The organism is Sphingobium algorifonticola (assembly GCF_004005485.1).
Lineage (GTDB): Bacteria > Pseudomonadota > Alphaproteobacteria > Sphingomonadales > Sphingomonadaceae > Sphingobium > Sphingobium algorifonticola.
Genome location: NZ_RZUL01000014.1, coordinates 1 through 15,675, shown reverse-complemented (window position 1 = coordinate 15,675; position 15,675 = coordinate 1). Strand labels below are relative to the sequence as shown.

Sequence of the window (15,675 nt, the reverse complement as noted above, 5' to 3'; positions counted from 1 at the left end):
TTGCGCCACTGTGCTGGCGCTGGCCATCGCACCACAGGCAATGGCTCGCGATTACGGCCAGCACGGCGCGGTATGGCCGGTCATCGAACCGGACCTGCTTCAGCAGATCCATGCCAGGCTCACCCAGCTTGAGAAGACCGGCGAAACGGCCCGCCTCAACGAAGAGCTGAAGCGGCGGACCATCGCCCGGGTCAACCGGCCAGAGCCGGTCGCTGGCCTTATCCTCGCCTCGGCGCTGCGCAGCTGGCGCTTCGATCCGACGATCACCGTCCCGCGCGATGTTGCCGACGACAAGGGGCGGGTCATCATTGCCGCAGGCACGCGGGTCAATCCTCTGGATTCCGTGCCGCTGCGCGCACCTCTCGTCTTTCTCGATGGGGACGACCCGGCACAGCTCGCCTGGGCCACTCGTCGCTATGCCAGCACAAAGGCCAAGCTCATCCTCGTGCGGGGTGCGCCGCTCGAACTCATGAAGGCCCGTCAACGGCGCTTCTACTTCGATCAGGGCGGCACGCTGGTGAAACACTTCGGCATTCGCGCGGTGCCCGCAACCGTCGAGCAGCAGGGCCGCGCGCTCATCATCACCGAACAGCCCGTGCCTCTCAAGGAGCGTGCGCCGTCATGAGCAAGAAAAAACGCCTTCTGTCATGGCTTTGCGGGGCACTTCTGCTCACGAGCCTGAGCGTCGTGTCCAGTGCTCCTGCCCAGGCTGCGGCCGGCCCCGGGAGCTGCACTGGCAAGTTCGTCAATCCGATCACGGACATCTGCTGGTCGTGCCTGTTTCCGATCTCGATCGGTGGCCTGAAGATCTGGCCGTCGAGCCGTCCCGATACGAGCAACCCGGCTCTCCCCGTTTGCCTCTGCGGTTTGCGGCCGGGCATCGCCATGGGGTTCTGGGAGCCGGTGCGGCTCGCCGATGTCAGCATGAAGCCATGGTGCTTCGTCAATCTCGGCGGGATGAAGCTCGATCCTGGGTTCGACATCGGCTTCAAGTCGATGGCGGGGCCATCGGCGGTCGGCGGCGCCACGCAGTACAACTCGCAGTGGCATGTCCACTGGTATGCCTATCCGCTGATCTACTGGATGGAGATCGTCGCCGATTTCCTGTGCCTCGAGTCCGGCTCGATCGACATCCTCTACATTACCGAGATCGATCCGCTGTGGCAGGACAGCGAGCTCACCGCGATCATCAACCCTGAAGCGGTGCTGTTCGCCAATCCGCTGGCGCTTGCGGCCTGTGCAGCGGACTGTGTGGCGGCAACGGCCAAGCTGCCGACCGACGAGCTGTTCTGGTGCGCGGGCTGCCAGGGCACGATGTATCCGCTCAACGGCAATGTCTCGGCAACGATCGGCCATGTGCAGGCATCGCGGCTCGCGCTCGCCCGCTTCTCCTACAAGCTCCACCGCGAACTCGTCGCTTGGGGGACGATGGGCAGCAAAGGGCTTTGCGGCAAGTACCTGATGCCGGTGATGCGCAAGCAGCAGTACCGCTTCCAGGCCACCAATCCCAATCCGCAGACCAAGGGCCGCTATGCCTGCGCGCCCATTGGTGCCTCCACCACCTTCATGTCGGCAGGCCAGGTCTATCCCGCCATTGGCGAGGACATGGGCTACCTGGTCTGGCGCAAGCGGAATTGCTGTGCGCTATGAACAAACTTCCTCATCTTCTTGTCATCGCATCGCTTTCCAGCCTTGCTGCTTTGGCTGGCGCCTCGGCGCAGACGGCCGAACCGGACCTCGATCTAGCCGCTATCCGGGCGCGGGCCAGTGCTGGTGCCCCCGATGCCGACGCGCTGTCTGCCAATGCCCGCGCCAGAGCCGAAGCCCTGGCGCGGGAGGCGAGGACCAGCTCCGACGAGGCCGAGGCGCACGCTCGCCGCTACACGCGCGAGGCCGCCGCAAACGCGAAGCCTGGTGAGGCCAGCACATTCGATTTTGACCGAATGGTGGCCGATGCCGGCGCCATGACCAGCGAAGGCATGGGCCAGGCGCCGAGGTTCATCGCATTTGCTTCGCTATCGATGCCGCCTGCAGCGCTGCGTGCGATGATCGACGACGTGGCCAAGGCTGGCGGTGTTGTTGCCTTGCGCGGGCTGCCCGGCAACAGCGTCAAGGCTCTCACCACGGCATGGGCCAAAGTTGCCAAGCCTGGCGAGCAGCTGGACAGCGTCGGCATCGACCCGCGGCTGTTCCGCGCCTTCGGGATCGAGGCGGTTCCCACCTACGTCGTCACCAGCAGCGACTTCGATCTATGCGACGGGTTCGACTGCCGGACGCAAGTTCCGCCGCACGACCGGATGAGCGGCAATGTCAGCGCAGCTTACGCGCTCGAGACCTTCGCGCGCGGCGGCGGCCCCGGCGCTTTGCTCGCCGCCCAGCACCTCGCCCGTCTTGAAAGGCAGGTTCCATGAAACGATCGGTCCTCTCTCTCGCTGGCGTGGGCGCGCTTCTGCTCGCCCTCGTCGGCCCGCTCCACGCCCAAACCACAACTGATGCTGCCAAGGCCGACGGCAAGGCTTTCGGACGGGACAAGGCAGCCTCGGCGCAAAGCGCGGCAACGACGAACCCCGATGCGAGCCGCATTCCCAATTTCGGCGGCACGCCGAGCCAGTCGGGCTACTTCTACGATCCTGACCGGATGAGCCGCGAAGCGGCGAGCCAGGCGACGACCAACACCGGCTACAAGGCCATGCGGGATTCGATGGACCGGCGCGCCCGATTTGCGCCGCAAGATCTCGACGCAACGATCGCGCGCAGCAATGTGATCAGCGACGACCCGCTCGCCTATACGAGCGGAATGGGCATCGGCGGCTCACAGGGGCGCTGCGTGCCCTTGCCGCCGGCCAGTGGAACCGCGGCGCGCTACATGGCGACCTGCAATGTCGGCTTTACCGCGACACAGGAAACGCGGACCTGCCCCGTTACGTTGACTGCCCGTGTCGAGCAGCGGCAGGTCTACGGCTATTACTGCGTTGGTGGCAGCGGGGTTGACCCGGCTTCGGTCTACAACTGCAACCGCTACCCCGCGCCGCAATGCACGGTCACGCAGTCCTATCCGATCAACCTGTGCGATCCTTATTTCGGGATCTACTGGGGCTGTAACTCGGGCGATCTGAGGGTCGATCTCGTCAGTTGCACGTCGCCGGTCGATGGCGCGACACCCTACACGGTGACAGGCGAGAACGTCGTCACCACCACCCGCGATGAAAGCCCGTGTGCGGGTCTCGCAGCTGATACCTCGTGCCAGCAGGACACAGAGACGTGCACGGACAGCGATCCGGTGAGCCGCATCGTCGATGGCATCGCCGTGACGCAGCCTTGCTGGGCGTGGAGCCGCAGTTACAGCTGCGCGCAGTTCACCGAGGCCCAAGATTGCCAGACTCTTGCAGCCACTCCGGGCTGCAAGCTGGTACGCGAAGACTGCCTCGCGGGCGAACCCTGCCGCACCTGGGAGCGGGTCTACGATTGCCCGGTCCCGGACCAGCCTGCGAACACCAACCAGTTTATCTGCGACGGCGACGTCTACTGCATCGATGGTTCGTGCGAGACCATCCAGCGCGAGGCCAACGACGAGTTCAAGGACGCGGCTGTCGCCTTGAACGCGATGAACCAGGCACGCCGCGAATTCGATCCGGACAACCTCACCCTGTTCAAGGGGACCCGAGAAAGCTGCTCGTCCAAGGTCTTCGGCGTGCTCAACTGCTGTAAGGGCAAGGGCTTCCCGCTTATCCCGGGCATCCAGCTGCTCGTGGCGCTGGGCTGCAGCCGCGAGGAGATGCTGCTGCATCAGAAGGATGCGCAGGGTCTGTGCGCCTACGTCGGCACTTATTGCTCGTCCTCGTTCCTTGGCGTGTGCCTGACCAAGCGCAAGGTCTATTGCTGCTTTGAATCCAAGCTCTCGCGGATCCTGCAGGAGCAAGGCCGCCAGCAGCTGAACAAGCCCTGGGGTAAGCCCAAGACTGAGCAATGCCAGGGCTTCACCATCGACGAGTTTGCTCGGCTCGACCTCTCAAAAATGGACTTCAGCGAGGTCTACGCCGAGTTTACCGACGCCGCCCGCCTGCCTGACGAGCTGCAGGCAACTCAAGACATCCAACAGAAGATCGAGGACTACTATGCCCGCGCCCGCCAGTAAGGCCGCGTGGCGGCTGCTTGTCGCCTGCGCGATTGCCAATTCCGTTTGCCAGTTGTCTCCGGCGACCGCCCAGCCGCTCGCAAGCCGGACCGATGCGCCGCCCAGCGCCCAGCCGACCGGGCGCCAGGATAGCTTCTATTGCGAGGAACGGCGGCTCGGATACTGGTTTTACTGCGAGCGGCCCAAGACGCCGGACCAGAATTCGCCCTCGCCAGCACCTACGTCCAGCGCGACCAGCCAACTTGACGCGATCACGGCGACGTTGCGCGAACTGAAGGCCAAGGCGATCCTCGAGCCGACGCCAGCAAATGTGACGGCCTATATTCGGTTCCAGCGCGCGCAGCTCGACCGCGCGTCGCTCTTCAGCGACGTCTGGCAGCGGGCGATCTGGCAAGATCCCCAGCTCGACTACACGCTGCAGCGCCCGGTCTCGACGCTTGGCAAGCGCCAGTGGCAGGATTCGCGAAGCGCGGAACGGAACGCCGCGATGGCCCAGCTTTCCGAGCGTTACGGGCTCTTCTACTTCTTCGCCCAGAGCTGCGGCGCTTGCGAAGTCATGTCGCCGATCGTGCAGAGCGTTGCCTCGACCTGGCATATCGCGGTGCGCGCGATTTCGACCGATGGCGGCCCGTCGCGGCATTTCCCGAACTACACGGTCGAGACCAACCAGCGCAGCCGCATGGGGCTCGAGCCCAAGATCACGCCAGCGGTCGTGCTCTGGGACGCGCAGACCGGCCGCCCCATCCCGATCGGCTACGGCGTCATGAGCGCCGACGAGCTGCAGGACCGGATTTACCTACTCACATCGAAGGAAGCTGGACGTGACTACTAGGATGAAAAGAGCCATCGCTGCGCTTCTGGCAGCCGCCCTCCCCTTCGCCCTCCCGCTGTCTGGCGCTTCGGCCGACGTCGGCAGTTCGATGGACTCGTTTCTGAACGACGTCGGGGGCGCTGCCAACGTCAACGGACCGACCGCGTTCCAGGGGCAGTCGGCCGGCTATTACAGCCTCGGCAATGTCTGGACGCGGTTCCCGCAGAAGACCACCAACATCGCCAATCTGCAGCTGCCGCGCGCCCGCGCCGGTTGCGGCGGGATCGACATCTTTGCCGGGTCCTTCAGCTTCATCAACGCAAGCGAGATCGTCGCAATGCTGAAGGCTGTCGCGAACAACGCGGTCGGTTTCGCATTCAGCCTGGCGATCGACACAGTCTGCCCGGAATGCTCGAAGATCATGCAGGAATTCAGCCAGAAGGCTCAGCTCATGAACAACCTCAACATCAACTCCTGCGAGATGGCGCAGGGACTGGTGGGTGGGATCTGGCCGAAGGGCGACCTTGCCGACAAGGCGATCTGCGAAGCGATTGGCAACTCCGAAGGGATCTTCACCGACTATGCCGCTGCCAAGCATGGGTGCGGCACCAGGGGGCAGCGCTCGAGCACGACCGCACAGGGCTCGGGCAAATATGATGACGTCAATCCCGGCGTGCCGCGAAACTACACCTGGACGATCCTCAAGAAGTCGGCGTTCTTCTCGCCCGGCGGCCGGTTCGACGAGGAGCTCGCCGAATACGCCATGACCCTGCTGGGCACGATCATCTATGTCCCCCCCAAGGACGACGAGCCGGGCAAGTTCGTTCCGATCGTCGGCGAAGCCTCGTCCACCCTCGTGACTTCGCTGCTGGATGGCACGGCGAATGGCAACGTCCTCATCTTCGACTGCGACGAAACGGAGAAGTGCCTCAACCCGGGCTTCAAGTCGCTGAGCCTGCCCGCATCGAAAGCGCTACGGCCGCGCGTGGCGGCGCTCATCGGCGGTATGGTTCAGGCCATCCGCGACGACACAGCGATCAGCGAAGAGCAAAAGGAACTGCTGCAAGTCGCGTCTATCCCGCTCTACAAGATCCTGACTGTCCAGGCGGCCTATGGCCGGGGCATGCCGACCGACGACCGGGAGACCCTGGCCGAGATCGCCAGTGTCGACCTGTTGTTTGCCGTGCTCGACCGGATCGTGAGCGAGGCGGGCCGCTCGATGTCGAGCTTCATCGGGGCCGACGAAGCCAAGATCGCGATGTGGCAGACTCAGGTCAATGTCGTGCGTCAGGCGCTCGCTGACCGGCAGGCCAACACGCATCTCAAGGTCAATGCGGTGCTGCAGATCATCGAGAAGACTGCGTTCATCGAGAACGTGCTGGCCGCCTCGATGTCGCCCGGAATGGCCGCATCGCTGGACTGGTCGCGCGGCGTCCAGAACCGCGCCCTCACCCACTGACCGGACCAACCACATCCAGGCGGGACAACAGACATGGTCGAGATTTTCACGGTCGGCGGCGGGGACTATCTGGTCAACGTCTTCCAGGCGGTCGCCGCCTGGACCGGCAACGGCGGCTACAAGAGCCTGCTCCAGGTGGTGATGGTGATGGGGCTTGGCCTGTCCGCCCTGACCCTCGCGTTCAATCAGGACTGGCGCGCCTGGATCAACTGGTTCCTTGGCGCAACGCTCATCTACTCCTGCCTCATGGTGCCGCGGCTTGATGTCCATGTGACTGATCGGCTCAACCCAAGCCTTGTCCCGGCCAATGTCAGCAACGTCCCGCTGGGCCTCGCCTTGATGGCGAGCTTCACCAGCCAGGTCGGCGACTATCTTACGGGCTCGGCAGAAGTGGTGTTCGGCCTGCCCGGAGATCTCAACTATTCGAAAAACGGGATGATCTACGGCGCGCGGCTCTACGATGCGACCCGGTCCTTGCGGATTTCCGATCCGGAGTTTGCTGCCAATCTCGACGAGCATTTCCGGCAATGCGTGTTCTACGACGTCCTGCTCGGCCGCTACTCGATGAAGGAGCTGGCAGAAACCGGCGACATCTGGGCGACGATCGCGCCGGGAAGCCAGGCGCGCGCACAGCGCTTCCTGACCCGGGATGCTACTTCAGGCCAGGTGAGCTCGAACATCGTGACCTGCCGCGAGGCCTACGACACGCTCAATGCGCAGTGGGCCGGCCTCGTCGATGCTATGGGATCGGTGTTCGGCCGTCAGCTTTACCCCAACCAGACGACCGCGCTCGCCAAGGCGAAGCTCTTTGCCGACCTGCCGGTGGCCTATCAGTACCTGACCGGCGTCTCGGCCAACGCGACCGAAATCTTCAAGCAGACGCTGACTATCAATGCGATGAGCCAAGCCATGCACTCGATGTCCGGCAGCAGCGGCGCGGGCAATGTCGACGTCTACGCCCAGACCCGCGCCGACATTCAGACCGAACGGACCTATGGCTCAATCGCAAGCAATGCGATGAAGTGGGTTCCGCTCCTGAACGTCGTGCTGACCGTGCTGTTCTACGCCCTCTTCCCGGTCCTGTTTCCCCTGTTCCTGCTTCCCAAGACTGGGCCTGTCGCACTCAAGGGCTATGTGACGGGCTTCTTCTATCTCGCGGCCTGGGGGCCGCTGTTCGTGATCCTCCACATGATGCTGATGTACAAGGGCGCGGCCGACATGAGCGCGGTCACGGGCAGCAACGGCCTCAGCCTTGCAAGCTTTACCGGGATGGCCGACGTCAACAGCGATATCGGTCTGCTGGCAGGCTATCTTATTGCATCGGTGCCGTTCCTGGCAGGCGGGGTGGCCAAAGGCGCCATGGCGATTTCTCACCACGCGACGAGCTACCTCAACCCGAGCCAGAACGCGGCCGAGGAAGCGGCCCGGGAAGCGAGTACCGGCAACGTCTCGCTCGGCAACACCAGCTTCGAAAACTCGAGCGTCCTCACTCGCCAGTTCGCGCAAGGCACGATAGCGCCGAGCTTCACCTATGGCGCGCCGCAGACGCGGACCTTCAGCGACACCGGGGCAATGACCACGAGCTTCCCGGACGGCAGCTACGACCAGATCCCGACCTCCAGCTATCCTTTCACGCCGACGCTGGGCCAGGAATTCACGGCGCGCCTTTCGACGATGGCATCGCAGGCCCGCTCGAACAGCGAGAGCTATGCGAACATTGCGACGGAATCGACGACCAGCGCGGTCACGAAGTTCCGCGAGCTCAGGGAACAGTTCAGCCGGGGCGCATCCTTCGAGAGCGCGACCGGTACCTCGAATTCCGACAGCATCCAGACCGCATTCAGCGAGGTCGATCAGGCATCGACCAGTCTGCAGCGGCAATTCGGGCTGTCGCGCAGGGCAGCGGACGACATCACTGTAGCGTGGTTCTTGAACGGGGAAGCTGGCGCGAGCGCTGGTGTAACGAATGGAGTCGCGTCCGCCAATATCGGCGCCAAGGGAGGGCGCAACCAAACGTGGACAGACAGCGACATTGGCATAGCATCGGAGGATCGCTCGCGGATCTTCGGTAGCTTGGCCCAGATGTCCGACAGCAGGAATTGGTCGAGTACCCGCGATGGATTCGTTCGATCGGTCAGCGCCTCGAGCAGCTCCTCAATTTCGAGCACGGCAAGCGGCATGAACGCGTCTCTCACCGAAGCGCAAAGCTACAGCCGCGAGGCAAGGCGCGCCGAGGAGCTTGCCAACCGCCTCGAAAGCCAAGCGTCTTTCTTCGAGGGCAACAGCGCGGCAGGAAGCCTCAATCTGTCCCAGGCCTACCGTGAATGGGGATTGGCCGAGATTGAGCGCAACCGAGACTTCTACGGCAATGTGCGGTTCGACGACGTGACCTTCCAGCTCAGTCCGGAAGGCCAAGCCTTGCAGGCCAAGTTCATTGAAGGTTATGCCGAGCAGCTTCGGGACGGGATCGAAGATCGCCTGGTTCTTGCCCCCGGAAAGTCCGTGTCCCGTCCAGCTATCTCTGACGCCGGATCAGTACGCGCGCGCGCGCGGACTGGCGGAGGCGACTCCGGCTCAGTGCCCCAAGTGGGCGCCGGCGATCTCCATGATGAGGTACAAAGGGCTCAGGCTGCTGGTCGCCAGAAGATCGGCGGATCCAGGGGACGCCTCGACGCGGTCACTAAGGGAGCGCAGGGCGCAAGTGCGGAGGCCGCCGATGACGTCAAAGAGTGGTAGGCGTCAGCCCCTGAGGAGGTCCCAGTAGATCACGAACCCCGCAAAAAGGGCGAAGATAACTACGACGACGATGCTCAGGGTCCGCGACCACGGATCAGCCCAAGCCTTCTTGATCCGATATTCTGTCAGACGGTTTTCGCGGATTGCCTGATCGATTTCAGACAGCCCTTCCCACTTGCGGGTTCCGTGCGCCTCGGCGCTTTCAATGTCGAAATTCGTCATGATGGCGTTCATCTCGGGTTTCCTTGGAACATAGCAGAAACGAGGCCGAGGGACAGGAAATTCTGACCCCCAGCAGCTGCCGCTACCTCTCCTCAACTTCCAAGCTTTCCGCGATGGAGACATGAACAGAAAGGGAACAACTTTCGCTTGTAAAGCGTCTCTTTACGGGCCACAGTGCACCAAGTCAGCTCGGGGCGGAAAGGCTATGTATGCAAACCGATAGCGATCCATTGTTATATGGCCATCCTGGAGGCTTCCTAAAAAGCGCAATCATCGAGGCCAATGGCTTGTCAGTGACGGATGCCGCTCAGGTTCTTGGCGTGACTCGCCCTGCGCTTTCTGCACTGCTTAATGGCCGCTCGGATCTCACGCCTCAAATGGCAATTCGAATAGAGAAGGCGTTCGGCGTCTCCATCGAGCAGCTGATGGAGATGCAGACAAGTTTTGACATCGCGGAAATCCGAAAACGAGCCGACGAAATCATTGTAGCGCCATTCAGGCCGAAAACGGCTAGTGCACGGCGAGGGCACGGTTAGGGGGGAAGATATGACAAATTCCATATCAGCTGCACGCTTGAAAAAGCCCACGACGCCCGACTTAGCCGCAGCGGTCGACGTCAAACGCGTCGAGCTGGCGCGTGCTCGTGTTATTTCGCGAGCTTGGGCCGAGACGATCCCGGAGACACGCCGCACCGGCCAGGCAGCCCTTTTTGCAAGGGCAGCCATTGAGGCATTTGCTGCCTGCGTCGCGCCTAAACTGACCCTCAGCCCCCCCTTTCTGACTGTGCGGGGAAGGTTGGACGCGACCGCGCGCCAGCTTGCCACATCCATCGGGCGGGAGGCAGCGATGTTGCCAGTCATGGAAGGTGGCCACTTCCTGACGAGTCTTTATACGACTCTCTTGCCGGGGAAGGAGCGAAGTGCCCTCGGGGCATTTTACACACCGCCCGCACTGACTCAGCGTTTACTCGATCTCGCCGATGAGGGCGTCGTCGATTGGTCAAGTGCGCGTGTGCTCGATCCGGCGAGCGGTGGCGGCGCCTTCCTGTTGGAAGTTGCCGCACGCATGTGTCGGGCGCTTGAAGGGTGCGAGCCGGCTTTTGTCCTTGCCCATCTCGGCACCCATCTTTCGGGGCTAGAACTTGATCCGCATGCGGCGTCGCTCTCACAGGCTGCGCTTGAAATCTTCCTAGCTGATCTCAGCATAGCGAGCGGCCGCGCCGCGCCAGTCTTCGTCAAAGTCTGTGATACCCTCGAAGAGACGCCGGTGGCGCAATATGATTTGGTGATCGGCAACCCGCCTTACGGTCGAGTAACCCTGTCAGCCACCCAACGCGCGCGTTATGCGCGAAGCCTCTATGGCCACGCAAATCTGTATGGCGTATTCACCGATATTGCGTTGAGATGGACGCGTCCAGGCGGTGTTGTCGCTTACCTGACGCCCACGAGCGTTCTAGGCGGGCAGTATTACACTGCTTTGCGCCAGCTTCTTGCGGCTGAGGCTCCGCCTGTCGCGATTGATTTCGTGCATGCGCGCCGCGGCGTTTTCGAGGATGTCCTGCAGGAAACTCTTCTAGCGCTCTACCGGAGGGGTGGAAAGCGCGAGCCTTTCCAGGTCCATTATCTCCATGTTGATAATGAGCGCGAGGCGCGCCTGACTAAGAATGGAAAAGTCGGTTTGCCTGACGCCGCCGGCGCGCCTTGGCTCGCGCCGCGCGAACCTGACCATGTCGGACTCATCAAGGCGGCGGAAGGCATGGCCTCGCGCCTCTCTGACTGGGGATATGGTGTTTCGACTGGCCCGCTCGTCTGGAACAGGTTCAAGCCGCAGATGCGCGCTCGCGCGGCGCGTGGACTGCTTCCACTGATCTGGGCAGAGTCGGTGACGGCCGACGGGCGTTTCGTTTTCCGTGCTCAAAAGAAAAATCATGCGCCCTACTTCAAGACGGAAGCTGGGGATGACTGGCTTATCGTAGATCAGGGGTGTGTCCTCGTGCAGCGCACGACGGCGAAGGAACAGGCACGGCGTCTCATTGCGGCCGAACTGCCGCAGGCCTTCATTGACGCGCAAGGCGGAGTAATCGTCGAAAACCACCTGAACATGGTTCGCGCGATCGGAAAGCCGAAAGTGACTCCCGCTGCCGTTGCCGCCGTGCTCAACAGCGATGTGGTCGATCAGGTGTTCCGTTGCATCAGCGGGAGCGTCGCAGTGTCGGCGTTCGAGTTGGAGGCCATTCCGCTACCGCCTGTCGCCTCCATGGCGGGAATCGAGCGGCTTGTCGCGAAGGGCGCTTCGCGCGCGACGATCGAGAAGGCTCTGCGCGGCCTCTATGGCCTCAAATCATGACGCTTCCGCCGCTCTTATCGTGGAAGGAAATCCACACGCGCTTGCCGGAAATCTTCCCCGAAGGTTCGGCGAACCGTGAGCATTCGATCTGGGAGATTGCAGCTAAGACGATTTTTGTGATGCTCTATGTGGGTGCCGTGGAAGGAACTGGAGTTTGGCTCCGGCCCGACCAGGTTACGCGGATGACAGACACGCAGGCGGAGCTGACGAACGACAGTGATCGCGTAGATTGGGTGTCGATGTCAATGAAATCCAGCAAAGGCTTGAACATCCCTGACCGGTGGTATGCGGTAAATACGCGGGAATCAATCCGGGACGACACGATCCGCTATGCTCTGCTACAAAACGGCGCCGTCATTGATCGGCCAGTAGCCACCACGTCGTCGGCAGGGCGGTATGCCCTACAGGCGGAGTTCGCCGAGCTGTTATCACCCGATCTCGACGATTCGACCTTCATAGCCAAGGCCGCCGCCTGGCGGGAGAAACACCTCAATGCGGGCGCGCTCGCTCGCATCGCAATTGTGCGCAAAGGTGCTGCCGCGGGTGGCACTTACGAGCTGGTTACGTTCCCGAACGGTGAAACTCGCCGCATGGCGACCGGACCTAGCGCTGATATCTCCAAAGCAGTTATTGAGGTCTTTGCGCCAAGGTTCCTGCAAAAGCCCGGCGTAATCACGCTAAGCGAGAGTGGGAACAAAGTCGTCGCGCGGGACGATGAGCTTGCCAAGGCAATCGGTCTGACGATCCCGGCTGACAAGAGCCTGCCCGACATCGTGCTCGTCGATCTGGGACCAGTGCATCCACTACTGGTGTTCGTAGAGGTTGTGCATACGGATGGTCCTGTCAATGATGCTCGCAAGACAGCTCTCTTGCAAATTGCCGAGGGCGCCGGTTTCGCACCCCAGCACGTTGCATTTGTGACCGCATTTCTCGATCGCGCCTCAGCAACATTTAGAAAGACTGTTAGTAGCTTGGCTTGGGGCAGTTATGCCTGGTTCGCATCCGAGCCTGACAGCCTCATGGTGTTCAGCGGTAAACCGCTTCAGATTGAGGGAGGCTAGCCGCATGATTCCCACGGGCAGTGCGGTCCGCTCCAGCAGTGATGAGGAGCATAGGCTTCGCGAGGGCACCAAACAAGCTTTGCTTGTTGCGATGATGTCGCAGAGATGCGGTGCCACTATTTCGGAGCTTGTCGAAGCTACGGGCTGGAAGGCTAATACGGTGCATGCCGCCCTATCGACGTTTCGGAAGTCAGGCAGGAATATTGTTGCAGAAGATATCGCCAGCAGGCGCGTCTACCGGATTTACGATGAAGATCGATCGAAGCTCTAATGACTAAGCCTGAAGAGTATCCACAGTTTCATATAGTTCAAAAATTACCCGGAATATTCAGGATCAACCGAACGAGCCAGGAACGCCTTAACTCGCGCTTCGGTCGTCGAACGCAGTTGCCGGCCTTCGCGCAGGTCTTTTACAAACCGCGGGTCCCCAACGGCCACCCGACCGAAGGTACTCGGCGACGTCCGTGTTTGCGCCAGATATGCCTCGATCCGCTCCAGAAGCTCCATCGTCGTAGACTCGCTTTACGCTTGTGTTCCTGTTATGTTCATACTAGGAAGACTTCCTAGAGTCTAGGATCGATTTTCCTAGGTGCCCGCGATAGGACTGGCAGTCATGGACGACGCACGGAGAGCCCTGGACGAACTGATCCAGCAACGAGGGGTGAACTACTCCTCGGTTTCGCGCCTGTTGGGGCGCAATGCCGCTTACATCCAGCAGTATATTCGGCGCGGCAGCCCGAGGCAGCTGGACGAGCAGGACCGCTCGGTTCTGGCGCGATTTTTCGGGGTCGATGAGAAGGTTCTTGGAGCCCCTGCCCGCCGCTCAGGCCCGGTCGTCGAACTGGTCCATGTGCCTTTGCTCAATGTCGAGGCATCGGCCGGCCATGGCGCTCTGGCCGAAATGGAAGCCAAATCCGCGCAGTTCGGCTTCGACGAGAAGTGGCTTCGCCGACTGACCGCGAGCAAGGCATCGAGCCTCTCGATTATCGCGGTCCATGGGGACTCCATGGAGCCCACCCTCCACGATGGCGACGAGGTTATGGTCGACCTCGGGGATGGCCAGTCGCGGCTGAGAGACGGGATCTATGTCCTGCGGATGGACGACATGTTGAGCGTAAAGCGCATTGCCCTCGAACCGCAGGGCAAGCGGGCGTCGGTTCTGAGCGACAACCCGGCCTATCCAAGCTGGCGCGGCCTCGAGAAACGCACGCTCAATATCGTCGGACGGGTTCTCTGGTTCGGACGGGCGCTCTAAGGTGGTTCTCTGATGCTTGCCCTCCTTGCCGCTTCGATCGTCGCTTCCGGACAGACCTTTACCTGCACACCGACTCATGTCTGGGATGGTGACGGTCCGGTCTGGTGTGCGGAAGGCCCTCACTTGCGGATCGCCGGCATCGCGGCCCGGGAAATGGACGGCACCTGCCGCACCAATCAGCCCTGCCCAAATGCCACGGCTATTGAGGCGCGCGAGGCCCTTGTACAGCTGATGGGGGGCGCGAAGGGAACAATTTCGACCGGTCATGTGGTGGTCAGAGGTCCGCGGCTGACATGCCGCTCCGACGGGGCCGCAGGCGGAAACAGGACCGCTGCCTGGTGCCGTCTGCCGTCAGGTGCCGATCTGTCATGCGCCATGATCAAGACCGGCACTGTCCTGCGCTGGGATCGCTACTGGAAAGGCCCGGCTTGCCGGTGACCAGCACCACGCATCTGGCCGGCGTTGTCGAATGGTCGGCCAACGGACCGGTGCTGCGAACCGATGATGGCGGGACTTGGCAACTCGACAACACCCGCCAGGTACGCAAATTCATCGGCGCCCGCGTCGAAGTGGTCGGGGAGCGTTCAGGGTTCAACGGATTTGCCTGCGACCAGATATGGCCTGCCGGAAAGCCTCGACCGACTGCATTCAAACTCCGGCTCGAATTTCTCCTTGCCGCAGCCTTCGTCGCCTATGGCCTATATGCGACGGTTGGCGGGGTCGTCAGCGTGCTGCGCTGATGCTGAGCGACTGGGAGCTCTGGGCCTGCGCCAACCATGTCCTGCAAACTCATGGCGACAAGGCACCCATGCACGTCGCAGAACAGATCGGGGCGCTCGCACTTGCTGGCGATGAGGCAGGCATTCGGACATGGCAGGCTATCGCCGAGCGAATTCTTCAGCTGAGCTCCAACGCCCCGGACCGGCCACTCCAGTAACCCTCCTTGACAAGACTACCAGTTCATCCGATCGGCGACAGATCGCCCGGAAACAGGCATGGCTGCGCGCCTCGATCGCCATGGCTGTCGCCTTCGATGGTGAAACCGCGCATGCGCTCGACCAGATGACTAGCCAGATCGACCCTGGCGCTGCGCTGGGCGCGTGGATCATCGGCATTGAGACGGACGAGCGTGTGCTCCGGCACAACGGCCAGCGCGACTTCGAGATGAGTGAGGAGGATATCATCGGAGATTCGGGGCATGGGTCAATGAGAACAAATAAAGAACTTCACGTCAACCGGCCATGTGCGGACGCATGGGGACAGCGGGACGCTAGATGCCGATCTCGAATGGCTTGGTGATCGACCGGTCAAGCTCTGGCGGCTTGCGTTCCGGTGCAGGATCGACACGATCTCTGGCCTGCCCTTTGGACGCAGCGTCCCGAAGGAGATCGGCCGTTTCCAGCGCCGAGCGCTTCATGCCGGCATTGCGCTCGACCGCCGCTTCAAGCTTGCCAGCGTTATCGACATAGAGCGTGAGACCATCGCGCAGCCGCGTGACTGTCACCAGGAACGTCTGCTGATTGTGAGGATCAGCGTGCAATAGGCACCCCCTTCGTGGGGTGATCGGCGTGCAAAAAGGACCCCTTCATCCCGGGGATTTAGTTGGCCGACTGGTTTTGATCAGTTGGCGAGAACGGGATGTTGATCGTG

At 62.0% G+C, this 15,675-nt stretch carries 18 protein-coding genes; 15 read left to right on the top strand and 3 right to left on the bottom strand.

All coding sequences use genetic code 11. The features are described 5' to 3' along the window. Positions 1-10: 10 nt before the first annotated feature. Genes traW through ENE74_RS17090 form a run of 7 tightly spaced genes read left to right on the top strand, consistent with a single transcriptional unit; the run spans position 11 to position 9,141 of the window. On the top strand, positions 11-625 hold the full coding sequence (traW, locus tag ENE74_RS17120) for a type-F conjugative transfer system protein TraW (protein ID WP_420902609.1): 615 nt from the start codon (positions 11-13) through the stop codon (positions 623-625). Next, positions 622-1,650 (top strand): conjugal transfer pilus assembly protein TraU, encoded by a 1,029-nt coding sequence (gene traU / locus ENE74_RS17115; protein WP_127692092.1) that lies wholly within the window; start codon positions 622-624, stop codon positions 1,648-1,650. Before traW ends, traU begins: the two co-directional genes overlap by 4 nt. Beyond that, positions 1,647-2,411, top strand: a complete 765-nt coding sequence (gene trbC / locus ENE74_RS17110) for a type-F conjugative transfer system pilin assembly protein TrbC (RefSeq protein ID WP_127692091.1) — start codon at positions 1,647-1,649, stop codon at positions 2,409-2,411. Before traU ends, trbC begins: the two co-directional genes overlap by 4 nt. Next, positions 2,408-4,135, top strand: a complete 1,728-nt coding sequence (locus ENE74_RS17105) for a conjugal transfer protein TraN (protein ID WP_127692090.1) — start codon at positions 2,408-2,410, stop codon at positions 4,133-4,135. Before trbC ends, ENE74_RS17105 begins: the two co-directional genes overlap by 4 nt. Next, on the top strand, positions 4,116-4,967 hold the full coding sequence (locus ENE74_RS17100) for a conjugal transfer protein TraF (protein WP_127692089.1): 852 nt from the start codon (positions 4,116-4,118) through the stop codon (positions 4,965-4,967). Before ENE74_RS17105 ends, ENE74_RS17100 begins: the two co-directional genes overlap by 20 nt. Before the next feature lies 1 nt (position 4,968). Beyond that, positions 4,969-6,405 carry a conjugal transfer protein TraH gene (locus ENE74_RS17095; protein WP_127692088.1) on the top strand — a complete coding sequence of 479 codons (1,437 nt, stop codon included), beginning with the start codon at positions 4,969-4,971 and terminating at the stop codon, positions 6,403-6,405. Between the two features lie 33 nt (positions 6,406-6,438). After that, positions 6,439-9,141, top strand: coding sequence for a conjugal transfer protein TraG N-terminal domain-containing protein (locus ENE74_RS17090; RefSeq protein ID WP_127692087.1), 2,703 nt, complete (start codon positions 6,439-6,441; stop codon positions 9,139-9,141). Positions 9,142-9,144: 3 nt separating this feature from the next. Here the strand turns inward: ENE74_RS17090 and ENE74_RS17085 are convergent, their stop codons facing one another. Further along, positions 9,145-9,375 (bottom strand): hypothetical protein, encoded by a 231-nt coding sequence (locus tag ENE74_RS17085; RefSeq protein WP_127692086.1) that lies wholly within the window; start codon positions 9,373-9,375, stop codon positions 9,145-9,147. Between the two features lie 197 nt (positions 9,376-9,572). On the opposite strand from ENE74_RS17085, the gene ENE74_RS17080 reads away from it, so the two are divergent. From ENE74_RS17080 to ENE74_RS18570, 8 genes are all read left to right on the top strand, one after another. After that, positions 9,573-9,899 carry a HigA family addiction module antitoxin gene (locus tag ENE74_RS17080; protein WP_127692085.1) on the top strand — a complete coding sequence of 109 codons (327 nt, stop codon included), beginning with the start codon at positions 9,573-9,575 and terminating at the stop codon, positions 9,897-9,899. 37 nt (positions 9,900-9,936) lie between these two features. Continuing rightward, positions 9,937-11,709: an HsdM family class I SAM-dependent methyltransferase gene (locus tag ENE74_RS17075; RefSeq protein ID WP_241242073.1), complete on the top strand. Its 1,773-nt coding sequence runs from the start codon at positions 9,937-9,939 to the stop codon at positions 11,707-11,709. Beyond that, positions 11,706-12,770 (top strand): BsuBI/PstI family type II restriction endonuclease, encoded by a 1,065-nt coding sequence (locus ENE74_RS17070; RefSeq protein WP_127692083.1) that lies wholly within the window; start codon positions 11,706-11,708, stop codon positions 12,768-12,770. Before ENE74_RS17075 ends, ENE74_RS17070 begins: the two co-directional genes overlap by 4 nt. Positions 12,771-12,774: 4 nt before the next feature. After that, entirely contained in the window at positions 12,775-13,041 is a 267-nt protein-coding gene (locus tag ENE74_RS17065) for a DUF3489 domain-containing protein (protein WP_127692082.1), read from the top strand. A 342-nt stretch (positions 13,042-13,383) separates the two neighbouring features. Further along, positions 13,384-14,025 (top strand): S24 family peptidase, encoded by a 642-nt coding sequence (locus ENE74_RS17055; RefSeq protein ID WP_007688341.1) that lies wholly within the window; start codon positions 13,384-13,386, stop codon positions 14,023-14,025. Positions 14,026-14,037: 12 nt separating this feature from the next. Then, the gene (locus ENE74_RS17050; protein ID WP_127692080.1) at positions 14,038-14,463 is read left to right on the top strand and encodes a thermonuclease family protein; all 426 of its coding nucleotides are present in this window, start codon (positions 14,038-14,040) and stop codon (positions 14,461-14,463) included. Continuing rightward, positions 14,460-14,765 (top strand): DUF5818 domain-containing protein, encoded by a 306-nt coding sequence (locus tag ENE74_RS17045; protein ID WP_127692079.1) that lies wholly within the window; start codon positions 14,460-14,462, stop codon positions 14,763-14,765. Before ENE74_RS17050 ends, ENE74_RS17045 begins: the two co-directional genes overlap by 4 nt. Next, positions 14,765-14,962 (top strand): DUF6961 family protein, encoded by a 198-nt coding sequence (locus tag ENE74_RS18570; protein WP_127692078.1) that lies wholly within the window; start codon positions 14,765-14,767, stop codon positions 14,960-14,962. The genes ENE74_RS17045 and ENE74_RS18570 overlap by 1 nt, the downstream gene beginning before the upstream one ends. A gap of 23 nt (positions 14,963-14,985) precedes the next feature. On the opposite strand, the gene ENE74_RS17035 is transcribed toward ENE74_RS18570, so the two are convergent. Beyond that, entirely contained in the window at positions 14,986-15,225 is a 240-nt protein-coding gene (locus tag ENE74_RS17035) for a hypothetical protein (RefSeq protein ID WP_127692077.1), read from the bottom strand. Between the two features lie 70 nt (positions 15,226-15,295). Continuing rightward, positions 15,296-15,529: a hypothetical protein gene (locus tag ENE74_RS17030; protein ID WP_241242072.1), complete on the bottom strand. Its 234-nt coding sequence runs from the start codon at positions 15,527-15,529 to the stop codon at positions 15,296-15,298. Positions 15,530-15,675: the final 146 nt, after the last annotated feature.